The sequence below is a fragment of the Streptomyces sp. SID9727 genome (genome assembly GCF_010550605.1).
Classification (GTDB): domain Bacteria; phylum Actinomycetota; class Actinomycetes; order Streptomycetales; family Streptomycetaceae; genus Streptomyces.
Genome location: NZ_JAAGNI010000253.1, coordinates 1 through 11,197, shown reverse-complemented (window position 1 = coordinate 11,197; position 11,197 = coordinate 1). Strand labels below are relative to the sequence as shown.

The window sequence follows — 11,197 nt, the reverse complement described above, 5'->3', positions numbered from 1 at the left end:
CGTCCAGCTCGGCGCGGGAGGGCGGGCGCTGCTCGGGCCAGCGGGTGGCGTCCCAGCCGTGTCCGAGGACCACCCGGGCGGCGGGGTGGGCGGCGACGTGGGCGCGGACGCGGGCGAGGGCGTCGCCGAGGGTGCGGGCGCCGGAGAGGTCGAGTCCGGTGAGGGCCAGACCGGTCGAGGTGGTGTGGACGTGGGCGTCGGTGAACGCGGGGGTGACCAGCGCCCCGTCGAGGTCGATCACCTCGTCGACGCCGCTCGCGAAGGCGTCGGCGGCGCCTTCGGAACCCACCCAGGCGACATGGCCCCGTTCGACCACCATGGCGGTGGCGAAGGGGTCGGCGGGGCTGTGGACGTCTCCACCGCGCAGCAGCACGGTGCGGTGTTCGCTCTGGGGGGCGGTGCTCTCGGTCATGAGCACCAGTCTCCCGCCTGTGCGCGCGCACTCCGTGCGCGCCCCCTCAGATCTGCGGCGGGCGCGCCTCGTACGGGGTCGACAGGACGACCGTGGTGCGGGTGGAGACTCCGGCGAGCGAACGGATGCGGGTGAGCAGGTTCTCCAGCTCCAGCGGGGTCGCCACACGGACCTTGAGGATGTAGTTCTCGTCGCCGGCGACGCTGTGGCACGCCTCCAGCTCGGGGACCCCGGCGAGCCGTTCGGCGATGTCGTCCGGGGCGCTGGGGTCGAACGGCTTGACCGAGATGAACGCGGTCAGCGGCAGGCCCACCGCCTCCGGGTCCACGACCGCGGCGTAGCCGCGGATCACCCCGCGCTGCTCCAGCCTGCGGACGCGCTGATGAACCGCCGAGGTGGACAGGCCGGTGGCCTTGCCCAGGTCGGTGTAGCTCATCCGCCCGTCCTTGACGAGCAACTCCACGATGTGACGGTCCAGCTCCTCCATATGGATCAATCTATGGCCATGAGTCCTTCCCGGCACAGCTGCCCAGCCCTTGGGACGGCACCCGCGCCGGACATGTGACCAACGCCACAGGTTTACGCGCCAGTAAGGGGACACGGAACGGTTACGGCCGATCGGTGGCGGGAAGTGCTTGCTGTGGCCGAGGCCACAGCGTCATGCCGGCCCATCCGAGGGGGGATTTCCCATGTCACACCTGAAGCTCACCGGACGTACCGAACCGGAGCCCGTTGACCCGTTCGACGGCGTCGCTCCCGACGCGTACGACACCTTCGAGATGTACCGGGTCGTCTGCCCGGACTGCGCGCAGCCCATCGCGCTCCTTGCGGACGAGGACGTCCTCCCGGAGCACGCGCTGTGCCCGTCCCCGTGGAACCCGTTCGTGCTCACCGTGTGCCCCGGCACGGGGCGTGCCGCCGGAGCCCGGCCCGCCGAGGCGGACGGCGTGCAGGAGCAGGAGACGGCGCTGCTGCTGACGCTCCCGCAGGGCCTCGACTGGCGGACCCAGCCCTTCTCACACGCCGGCGGTGCCGGTTCCCGTCCGATGCGCGTGGCCCGTCCGCTCCGGCGCGAGGCCGCCTGAGCCCGCCTCCCGAACGCGCGGCCGGGGTGCGTGAGCAACCCGGCAGCCCGGAGAACCGGGTGAACATTCGCCCGAATCGAACAGCCAGTGACCCCGCCGCGTCCCACGGCGTTGCCCCGGTATGACCCCGCTGCATTCCACAGCCGGCCCCGGGCGCCGCAGGCTCGCCGCTCCGCTCTCCGAAGAATCGGTTCCGCATTCCGGTTCCGTGCCGGCGTCCCCGTCCGAACCGCCCCGGTCGGTGCCGCGCGCGGTGCCCCGGTCGAGCGATCCGCCGATCTACCGGGCGCTGCTGCGGCACTGGGAGAGCACGGGCCGCACCCTGCCGGGCCGTCATGACCAGGACTGGAACCGGATCATGACGACGCCCGTGTGGTCCGAACGGCCGCTGCGGGTCAGCGGGACTCAGGGCCCGCGAGGTGGCGCGCGATGACCATCCGCTGAATCTGGTTGGTGCCCTCCACGATCTGGAGCACCTTGGCCTCGCGCATGAGCCGTTCGACGGGGAAGTCCTGCGTGTAGCCGTAGCCGCCGAGCACCTGGACGGCGTCAGTGGTCACCTGCATCGCGGCGTCCGTGCAGAAGAGCTTGGCCATGGCGGCCTGGCGCGAGAAGGGGCGGCCGGCGTCCCTCAGCCGGGCGGCCTCCAGATAGAGCGCGCGGCCGGCCTCGATACGGGTCGCCATGTCGGCCAGCATGAACCGCAGGCCCTGGAAGTCCGCGATGGGGCGGCCGAACTGCTTGCGGCCGGTGGCGTATCCGAGGGCCCCGTCCAGTGCGGCCTGGGCGACGCCGATGGCGCAGGCGGCGATGCCGAGACGGCCGGAGTCGAGGGCGGAGAGGGCGATCGCGAACCCCTGGCCCTCCTCGCCGATCCGGCGCGCGTCGGGGATGCGGACGCCGTCGAAGTGGAGCTGGGCGGTGGGCGAGCCCTTCATGCCCATCTTCTTCTCGGGGACGGCCGCGCTCAGCCCGGCGGCGTCACCGGGGACGAGGAAGGCGGTGATGCCCCGCGCTCCCTCGGCACCGGTGCGGGCCAGCACCGTGTAGAAGTCGGCGATGCCGCCGTGCGTGATCCATGCCTTGGTGCCGGTGACGACCCAGTCGTCGCCGTCCCGTACGGCCTTGGTGCGCAGCGAGGCGGCGTCGGAGCCGGAGGCGGGTTCGGAGAGGCAGTAGGCGCCGAGCAGGCCGCCGGAGAGCATCGACGGGAGGTGTTCGGCGCGCTGCTCCTTGGAGCCGTAGCCGGCGAGGCCGTGGCAGGCGAGGGAGTGGACGCTGACGCCGAGGCCGACGGTGAGCCGCGCGGCGCTGAGCTCTTCGAGGACCTGGAGGTAGACCTCGTACGGCTGGTCGCCGCCACCGTGTTCGGAGTCGTAGGGCAGGCCGAGCAGGCCGGACTCGGAGAGCAGGGTGAAGACCTCGCGGGGGAAGCGGCCCGCTTCCTCCTCCTCGGCCGCGTGCGGCGCGATCTCCCGCTGGGCGATCTCCCGTACGAGGTCGATCAGCTGGCCGGCTTCCTCGGTGGGCAGACGGCGTTCGACCCACTGCGGGGCACGGTCGGACATGACGGCGCTCTCCTCCCTGTCGGGCGTTGCGGCGGTCGCGCGCGCGGGGTGTGAGCGGCGCCGCCGGGGGATCTCCGGGCGATGCCCGAAATCACTGCTGCCCAGCCGATGTTGCCCTCCCGGATTACGAGAGGTGCAGGCAGGAGGCTGTGGCGGGACGAGTATGCCCGATCGGATGGCATCCGTCACCGGTTGACCGAACATACGCGTGAACGGGCTTCGGGCACCCGGCTCCACCCGCCCCGGAGATCATCAAGATTGGTCCGAACCATTGACCCACTGGTCTAGTCCATCTACCGTTCCCGGCGAACCGGCTTTACGCGTCCATGCCAACCATGGCCGGAAGCCGGTGGTCCATCGGCACGTCCCCTCCCCCACGAGGAGCAACCATGACCGGACCGCATCACCCGGGAGCCCGTCTCCGGGCCCTTACCGCCGCCGCGTGCACCGCCGCCCTGGGAGCGGCCCTGCTCGGCGTCGTCGGCACCGGCTCCGCCGGCGCGGCCCCCGCCGCGCCCCGGGCCGCCGCACCGGCAGCAGCACCCGCCGCCCCCACAGCGGCCGGTGACAAGGTGGTCGGATACTTCACCAACTGGGGTGTCTACCAGCGTGATTACCACGTCAAGAACATCGAGACCTCGGGCTCGGCCGACAAGCTCACGCACATCAACTACGCCTTCGGCAACGTCCAGGGCGGCACGTGCACGGTCGGCGACTCGTACGCGGACTTCGAGAAGGCCTACACCGCCGACCAGTCCGTCGACGGCGTCGCCGACACCTGGGACCAGGAACTGCGGGGCAACTTCAACCAGTTGCGCAAGCTGAAGAAGCTGCACCCGGGCCTGAAGGTGATCTGGTCGTTCGGCGGCTGGACCTGGTCCGGCGGCTTCGGCGAGGCCGCGAAGAACCCGGCCGCGTTCGCCGAGTCCTGCTACAACCTGGTCGAGGACCCCCGGTGGGCCGATGTCTTCGACGGCATCGACATCGACTGGGAGTACCCCAACGCCTGCGGACTCACGTGTGACACCAGCGGGCGGGACGCCTACGGCAACCTGCTGTCGGCGCTCCGCTCGAAGTTCGGCAGCGGCAACCTGGTCACGTCGGCGATCAGCGCGGACGGCTCCGAGGGCGGCAAGCTGGACGCCGTCGACTACGGCGGCGCGGCGCAGTACGTCGACTGGTACAACCCGATGACGTACGACTTCTTCGGCGCCTGGGACGCGAAGGGCCCGACCGCACCGCACTCCCCGCTGACCTCCTACGAGGGCATCCCGAAGGAGGGCTTCAACAGCGAGGCGGCCATCGAGAAGCTGAAGGCGCAGGGCGTCCCCGCCTCGAAGCTGCTGCTCGGCATCGGCTTCTACGGGCGCGGCTGGACCGGCGTCACACAGGACGGGCCGGGCGGTACGGCGACCGGCGCGGCCCCGGGCACGTACGAGGCGGGCATCGAGGACTACAAGGTCCTCAAGAACACCTGCCCCACCACGGGCACCGTCGCGGGCACGGCGTACGCGCACTGCGGCACCAACTGGTGGAGCTACGACACCCCCGCGACCATCGGCACCAAGATGGCGTACAAGAACCGGCAGGGCCTGGGCGGCACCTTCTTCTGGGAGCTGAGCGGCGACACCACCGACGGCGAACTGATCAAGGCGATCGACTGACCCGGTAGCGCGGTGCACGGAAGGGGCGGGGAGCCGTTCGGACTCCCCGCCCCTTCGCAACACCCTTTAGAGCAGGCCGAGCTGCGTGACGAGCATGGCGACCACGATCACGAGGGTCCAGCCCAGGACGTGCTCCAGGAGTTTGGGGCCGTCGTCGGGGCCGCCCGTGCGGGCGCGGCGGCGGGCGGCGGTGAAGGAGGCGGCAGTCGCGGTCATGGCATCTCGTTCGGTCGGCCGGCAGGGGTCGCGCCCAGCACCCGGCCGGGACCCGACCACAGTGCCACCCCGGCGGGGCCGGGGGTAGAGATGTCCGTCACTACACCGGGCGGCCGGCCCGGCCAACGCGCCCACGACGTGCGGAAACCCCGTCGGGGGGCGATGGCCGGTGTGCCGCAGACCACAGCGCGCGGTCAGCGCACCCGGTACGCCCTGATCATGGCCGGGCTCCCCCGGGCGCCGCGTGTACCGGCCGTCTGCGATACCGGGTGAGGACGGCACGCCTCACCCGGAGACCGGCGCGTCCCGGCCGGGTACGCGGTCCGGCTCGTCCGCCGCCTCCCAGCGCAGCAGGTCCCCCGGCTGGCAGTCGAGCGCTTCGCAGAGCGCGGCGAGGGTCGCGAAGCGCACGGCCTTGGCCCGGCCGTTCTTGAGGACCGCCAGATTGGCGGGGGTGATACCGACCCGTTCGGCCAGCTCACCCACGGACATCTTCCGCCGGGCCAGCATCACATCGATGTCGACGACGATCGGCATCAGATCACCTCGTCCAGCTCGGCCTGCATCCGCGACGCCTGCACGTCGCGGGCGACCGCCTGGGCGAGCAGCGTGCGCAGCACGAGCACGACGAGCGCGACCCCGAACACCGCCAGGCCGACCACGCCGATCAGGAGGACGACACCCGGCGCGACGGCCTCACCCGGCGCCAGAACGGTCCCGAGCGTCCAGAGCAGGAGTGCGGCACCGGCGAAGGCACCGGTCACCAGGTCCACGTACCGGAAGGCGGAGCCGGAGAACACCGTTCCCCGGCGGGCCATCGCGGCCAGTCGCCAGACGCACACCAGAACGGTCTCGGCGCAGCCGATCCCCAGGACGACGATCAGCGCCACCGGGACCCGGGGCAGATCCCCGGCGTCGCCGGTGCTCCCCGAGTCGCGGAAGAGCAGGACCAGCATCAGCACCTGCAGGAACAAGGCACCGGCGAGCAGTGCCGCGATCACGCAACGCAGCGCGATGTCGGTCAGTTTCCCCATGACCTCTCCTCCTACCTATCGAAATGCGATCCTAATCTATCGTTTTTCGATAGGCAATCACGGAGAGGGGCGCACCTGCGCGGAGGGCGGAACGGTGGCCGCCCGGGTAGACAGGTCGCATGCAGACCTTTCTCCCCTTTCCCGGCTTCACGGAGTCGGCCGCAGTCCTGGACGCCAGACGGCTCGGCAAGCAGCGGGTGGAGGCTCTCCAGGTGTTCCGCGGCCTGACCGTGCCCGGTTACGGGTGGCGCAGGCATCCGGCGGTCCGCATGTGGACGGGGTACGAGGAGGCGCTCGTCCGGTACGGCCTCGACGTCTGCGCGCTCTGGACGGCCGAGGGGCGCGCCGACACCTGCGCGGGCACCCTCGCGCACGACTACCGGGCCCACACGGGCGACGCGCCGGTCCGCCCGCAGCCCGAGCTGGCGGCGGAGGGGGAGCTGCCGCCATGGCTGGGCGACCCGGAGTTCCACCGGAGCCATCAGTCGGCGCTGCTCCGCAAGGACCCGGAGTACTACCGGGGCCGCTTCCCCGGCGTACCGGACGACCTGCCGTACGTGTGGCCGGCGTCGGACCGCGCCTAGCCAGGACCTCAGCGGCCTCAGCCGGTCGGGCCGAAGCGGCGCAGGTAGGCGTCGAGCCCGTCCGGTGCGGTCCCGGCCCACCCGATGTACCCGTCCGGCCGTACGAGGAAGAGCCCGGCGCCGTACGCGCCGGGGACACTCCCGCTCACCACCCGCGCCACGGGGCCGCCCACGCCTCCGGGTGCGCCGGTCCCCAGCGCGAGCAGCGTCCAGTGCGGCCCGCGGAAGGCGTCGAAGAGCCGTACGCCGTCCACGGTCGCGTCGGGTGCGCGGTCGCCGGCGCGGAGCGCGCCCTCCGGTACCGGTTTCCGCGCCTCCTCGGTGAGCGGCGACTCCCGGTACCCGAGGCCCAGCTGGCGGGTCGCACCGCCCCGGCGCACTTCGCCCCGGTGGACGCCGGTGGACAGGTCGAGCATCTGGGCGGCGACCGGGCGCCGCTCCTCCTCGTAGCTGTCCAGGAGCGCGGTCGGGGCGCCGCCCGCCAGGACCGCGCCCAGCTTCCAGCCCAGGTTGTAGGCGTCCTGGACGCTGGTGTTCAGGCCCTGCCCCCCTGCCGGGGAGTGCACGTGCGCGGCGTCCCCGGCGAGGAACACCCGGCCCGCCCGGAAGCGGTCGGCCAGGGCCGCGCGGGGGCGGAAGTCGGAGGCCCAGCGCACCTCGGTCACGGCCTCGGCGGGGATGTGCGAGCGCGCGGCGAGGACCTTGCGGACGCCGTCCGGGGTGAGGTCGACGTCGGTCCCCTCCGGGAAGCGGGCGGTCACCTGGAAGTCCTCCGTGCCGGCCAGCGGGCAGACGGCGAGGAAGTCGGCGCCGTCACGGGGCGGGAAGATGTGCCAGTTGTCGCGGTCCAGGCCGGTGATCCGCACGTCCGCGACCAGGGTCGGACCGGGGTCGACGGTCTCGCCGGTCATCCCGATGCCCAGCGCGCGGCGGACCGCCGACCGGCCGCCGTCGGCGGCGACGAGGTAGCGGCCGCGCACCGTGCCGCCGTCGGAGAGCTGGGCGGTGACGCCCTCCGCGTCCTGCGTGAGACCGACGGCCTCCCGGCCGAAGGCGATCCGGCCGCCCAGCTCCGCCAGCCGCTCCGCCAGGATCTCCTGGGTGCGCCACTGCGGCACCATCCACGGCTTGTCGTAGGGCGAGCCCTCGCTCGGCTCGACCGGGTCGAACATGTGGTGCTCGCCGACCCGCTCGCCGTTCCGCCAGACCATGCCGACCGGGTAGGTGCCGCCCGCCGCGTGGATCGCGTCGATGACGCCGAGGTCGTCGAAGACCTCCATGGTGCGGGGCTGGAGGCCCTTGCCGCGGGAGCCGGGGAACAGCGCCTCCGCACGTTCCAGGACGAGCGCGTCCACGCCGCGCCGGGCCAGGTCCACTCCCAGGGCGAGACCGGTCGGACCCGCGCCGACGATCAGAACATCCGTGTCCACGACGATTCTCCTTAACGTTGTTAAGTGCCGGATGGCTCCGAGGATGGCCTTAACGGCGTTAAGCTGTCAAGCGTGAGTACCGAACGACGCGCCCCCCTCGACCGCCGACGGGTCGCGGACACGGCGTTGAGGCTGCTGAACGAGGTGGGCCTGGACGGTCTGACCCTGCGCGCCATCGCGAGGGAGCTGGACGTCAAGGCGCCCGCCCTCTACTGGCACTTCAAGGACAAGCAGGCCCTGCTGGACGAGATGGCGACCGAGATATATCGGCGCATGGTCGCCGGAACCCCCCTCGATCCGGCCGACACCTGGCGGGAGCGGCTGCGGACGACCAACCACGCCCTGCGGACCTCCCTGCTCGGCTACCGGGACGGCGCCAAGGTGTTCAGCGGTTCGCGCTTCACGGGCGCGGTGCACGCCGAGCAGATGGAGGAGAGCCTGCGGCTGCTCACCGCCGCCGGCTTCACCCTGGCCCAGGCGGTGCGGGCGGCCACGACGACGTACATGTTCACGCTGGGCTCCGTCATCGAGCAGCAGGGCGCGGAACCCCTGCCGGGCCGGCGCCGGGAGGGCTTCGACGTGGCCGAGCGCGCGCGGCTGCTGGCCGCCTACCCGCTGACCGCCGCGGCGGGTGCGGAGATCTTCGCGGACTACGAGCGGCATTACGCGGAAGCGCTCGACCTGGTGATCGCGGGCATCGCGGCGGCCTACGGCATCGACTGAGGGCGCGCGTGGCGCCCCGGGGCGTCAGCCGAGGTCGATGACGACCTTGATGTCGCCGTCCCGCGCGGTGAACGCGTCGGCGGCGTCCCGCAGCGGCACCCGCCGGGTGATCATCCGCTCCAGCCAGTCCGCGTCGGCACGGCGGAGGGCTTCGGCACCCGCCCGGTAGTGGCGCAGATTGGCGTTGACCGACCCCACCACCACGTCGTTCTCCAGCACCAGTTCGCGGTTGAGCGTGCCGGCGTCCACCGACAGCGGGCGGCCCTTGGGCGACACGCCGGTCAGGCAGACGATCCCGTAGCTCGCGGTCTCCCGCATCGCGCCGAAGACCACGTCTCCGACGCCCGTGGCCTCGATCACCACGTCGGGGCGGAGCGCGGAGGCCACGTCGTCGATGGAACCGCTGTGGTAGGTGGCCCCGAGACCGGCCACCAGACCGGGCTTCGGCCCCGAGGTCACCCGGTCGAGGACGTGGACGTCCAGTCCGCGCTGCCGGCCCAGCAGCGCGGCGAGCAGGCCGATCGGCCCCGCACCGGTGACCAGGACCCGCCGCGGCTCGAACCAGGACCGCGCGCCGACGCGTTCGACCTGCTCCCACGCCTTGGCCACCACGGTGGTCGGTTCGAGCAGGACGCCGACGCGTTCCAGGGACGGGTCGAGCCGGACCGCGTAGTCGCTCTCGACGGTCCAGGACTCGCTGGCGTAGCCGTGCCGCTCCTTGATCCCGCGCTCCGTGTAGCGCCCGTTGCGGCACATGTCGAACTCGCCATGGCCGCAGGCGCCGCACGGTTCCGGATCGGGCCGCCGCACCACGCCCACGACCAGGTCGCCGGCCGAGAAACCGCTTCCCCGGGGCGCCTCCCGCACCCGCCCCAGCGACTCATGGCCGATGATCAGCCGGTCCTCGCCGCCGGGCGCCCAGCCGTAGTCGCCGGCCGCGATCTCCTTGTCCGTGCCGCAGACCCCCACACAGAGCCCCTCCACCAGGAGCTCGCCGGGACCCGGCACCGGGTCGGGCACCTCGCACACCTCAAGGCTCCTGCCGGCCGAAGGCCGTACGGTTACGGCACGCATCGGTACCCCTTTCGCGCACGCGGGCAGCGGCGTCGGCCTCTCCCGGCCGCTCACCCGCTGCCCGTTTACCCGATCGCCCGCCGGTCTTGCGCCCCGGCGGCCGGTACTCCCCCCGGATTGCGCCGACCGGCGGACCCGGCGGCTCACACCAGCCCGAACGACCTCAGCACCCGCCGCTGCGCGGGGGTCGGACGGGCCGGCCAGTAGACGTAGCAGACCCCGCCGGTCCCGCTCCTGACCTTGCCGTTCGCGTCGTACCGCTTCGTGCGCAGCCAGATGGTCTCCCACTCGTGGCGCTTGTAGACGTGGCGGACCGCGTCGTCGTCCGGGGACGCGGGGTCGTTCGCGATGACGTCGCCGTCGGCGGTGAAGCCGATGACCGTCATCAGGTGGCCCGACGTGCCGTAGCCCGCGCCGGTCAGCTCCTCCTTGAGGAAGGACTGCGAGGTGATGACGGGGATGCCCACCCGGACCAGGGTCTCCACGTCGTTCAGGGAGCCGAGGCGGGTCACGGCGGCGCTCATGTCGTCGTACGTGGCCGCGTAGGCGGCGTTGAACGGCCAGTTGCCGCAGCCCTCGTACTGGTAGTCGTACGTGAAGCGGGCGGCGTGGCAGACCGAGGGGTCCGGGATGCCGGGCCCCACCCAGGCCAGGTCCTCGGCGGACGGCTCGCGGCCCCAGTACTCGATGATCATCTGGGAGGAGGTCGGGCTGCACCACGCCTCGCCGCCGTTGTCGTACTCCGGGTACTGGCCCACGTGGACGTTCTGCGAGTAGCGCGGCACCGGCAGCTCGCGGACCAGGCCCGGGATGCTCGCGGGCACCGTGAAGCGGTCCGGGACGTCCGAGGCCATCGCGCCCACCCGCCACACCGTCGGGGTGAGGCGGCTGCCCGGGGTGCGGTACAGGGTCAGCCGGAGGCGGTACGAGAGCAGGCGCAGGCCGCTCGCCGCGTCGTCCACCGAGAAGGTGTCCGTCCAGACGGAGCTCTTGCCGTCGCTCTGGTCGTCCACCGAGGTGCGGCGGATGTCCGCGTCACCGGCGGCCCAGCGGCCCATCACGTACCACGGGGTCTGGGTGCCGTCCGAGTAGCCGCCGCTCAGCTCGATCCGGATCCAGGTGCCGGCCGGGGTGTCCGCGTTCCAGGAGGCGATCACCTCGGTCGCGGGGACGGACGAGCGGTGCGCGGGCGAGGTCCAGGTCGCGTACTCCCAGGCGGCGGTGGTGCCGGTGTGCGGGTCGGTGTAGTCCGTACGGCCCAGCGGGTGGGCGATGACCAGACCGGCACGACGGCCGGCGACCGCGCGGGTCCCGGCCCGGTCGCCGCAGCGCCAGTCGGTGTACGTGGTCCAGGCGTGGTGGTCCACCGAGGGCGGCGCGGGCCGGCCGGGGCGCGGGGCCGCCGCC

The 11,197-nt window shown here is 72.5% G+C and carries 13 protein-coding genes; 4 read left to right on the top strand and 9 right to left on the bottom strand.

The window, feature by feature from the left end:
* Both G3I41_RS16505 and G3I41_RS16500 read right to left on the bottom strand, forming a co-directional pair.
* Positions 1 to 412, bottom strand: a 412-nt coding sequence (locus G3I41_RS16505; RefSeq protein WP_164400981.1) for an amidohydrolase family protein, incomplete at its 3' end; no start/stop codon positions are given.
* A 46-nt stretch (positions 413 to 458) separates the two neighbouring features.
* Positions 459 to 899 (bottom strand): Lrp/AsnC family transcriptional regulator, encoded by a 441-nt coding sequence (locus G3I41_RS16500; RefSeq protein WP_018103953.1) that lies wholly within the window; start codon positions 897 to 899, stop codon positions 459 to 461.
* Positions 900 to 1,101: 202 nt separating this feature from the next.
* Between G3I41_RS16500 and G3I41_RS16495 the strand changes: the two genes are divergently transcribed.
* Positions 1,102 to 1,497, top strand: a complete 396-nt coding sequence (locus G3I41_RS16495) for a hypothetical protein (protein ID WP_164400980.1) — start codon at positions 1,102 to 1,104, stop codon at positions 1,495 to 1,497.
* A 395-nt stretch (positions 1,498 to 1,892) separates the two neighbouring features.
* Here G3I41_RS16495 and G3I41_RS16490 read toward each other — a convergent pair whose 3' ends face one another.
* Complete coding sequence (locus G3I41_RS16490; protein ID WP_164400979.1) at positions 1,893 to 3,065, bottom strand: acyl-CoA dehydrogenase family protein; 1,173 nt, start codon at positions 3,063 to 3,065, stop codon at positions 1,893 to 1,895.
* A 389-nt stretch (positions 3,066 to 3,454) separates the two neighbouring features.
* Here G3I41_RS16490 and G3I41_RS16485 point away from each other — a divergent pair, with 389 nt between their 5' ends.
* Entirely contained in the window at positions 3,455 to 4,729 is a 1,275-nt protein-coding gene (locus G3I41_RS16485; protein ID WP_164400978.1) for a glycoside hydrolase family 18 protein, read from the top strand.
* Positions 4,730 to 4,795: 66 nt separating this feature from the next.
* On the opposite strand, the gene G3I41_RS16480 is transcribed toward G3I41_RS16485, so the two are convergent.
* The 3 genes from G3I41_RS16480 to G3I41_RS16470 all read right to left on the bottom strand — a co-directional run bounded on the left by G3I41_RS16480 (position 4,796) and on the right by G3I41_RS16470 (position 5,979).
* Positions 4,796 to 4,945 carry an SCO1431 family membrane protein gene (locus tag G3I41_RS16480; protein WP_164400977.1) on the bottom strand — a complete coding sequence of 50 codons (150 nt, stop codon included), beginning with the start codon at positions 4,943 to 4,945 and terminating at the stop codon, positions 4,796 to 4,798.
* 285 nt (positions 4,946 to 5,230) lie between these two features.
* Positions 5,231 to 5,482 (bottom strand): helix-turn-helix transcriptional regulator, encoded by a 252-nt coding sequence (locus tag G3I41_RS16475; protein WP_164400976.1) that lies wholly within the window; start codon positions 5,480 to 5,482, stop codon positions 5,231 to 5,233.
* Positions 5,482 to 5,979: a DUF2975 domain-containing protein gene (locus tag G3I41_RS16470; protein ID WP_164400975.1), complete on the bottom strand. Its 498-nt coding sequence runs from the start codon at positions 5,977 to 5,979 to the stop codon at positions 5,482 to 5,484. Before G3I41_RS16470 ends, G3I41_RS16475 begins: the two co-directional genes overlap by 1 nt.
* 119 nt (positions 5,980 to 6,098) lie before the next feature.
* Between G3I41_RS16470 and G3I41_RS16465 the strand changes: the two genes are divergently transcribed.
* Positions 6,099 to 6,563, top strand: coding sequence for an MSMEG_6728 family protein (locus tag G3I41_RS16465; protein WP_164400974.1), 465 nt, complete (start codon positions 6,099 to 6,101; stop codon positions 6,561 to 6,563).
* A 17-nt stretch (positions 6,564 to 6,580) separates the two neighbouring features.
* Here the strand turns inward: G3I41_RS16465 and G3I41_RS16460 are convergent, their stop codons facing one another.
* Positions 6,581 to 7,993 (bottom strand): FAD-dependent oxidoreductase, encoded by a 1,413-nt coding sequence (locus G3I41_RS16460; RefSeq protein WP_164400973.1) that lies wholly within the window; start codon positions 7,991 to 7,993, stop codon positions 6,581 to 6,583.
* Between the two features lie 72 nt (positions 7,994 to 8,065).
* Here G3I41_RS16460 and G3I41_RS16455 point away from each other — a divergent pair, with 72 nt between their 5' ends.
* Positions 8,066 to 8,716: a TetR/AcrR family transcriptional regulator C-terminal domain-containing protein gene (locus tag G3I41_RS16455; RefSeq protein WP_164400972.1), complete on the top strand. Its 651-nt coding sequence runs from the start codon at positions 8,066 to 8,068 to the stop codon at positions 8,714 to 8,716.
* A gap of 24 nt (positions 8,717 to 8,740) precedes the next feature.
* Here the strand turns inward: G3I41_RS16455 and G3I41_RS16450 are convergent, their stop codons facing one another.
* Together G3I41_RS16450 and G3I41_RS16445 are read right to left on the bottom strand one after the other, a co-directional pair.
* Entirely contained in the window at positions 8,741 to 9,790 is a 1,050-nt protein-coding gene (locus tag G3I41_RS16450) for a glucose 1-dehydrogenase (protein ID WP_164400971.1), read from the bottom strand.
* 143 nt (positions 9,791 to 9,933) lie between these two features.
* A partial coding sequence (locus G3I41_RS16445) for a peptidase C39 family protein (protein ID WP_164400970.1) occupies positions 9,934 to 11,197 on the bottom strand: 1,264 nt, incomplete at its 5' end.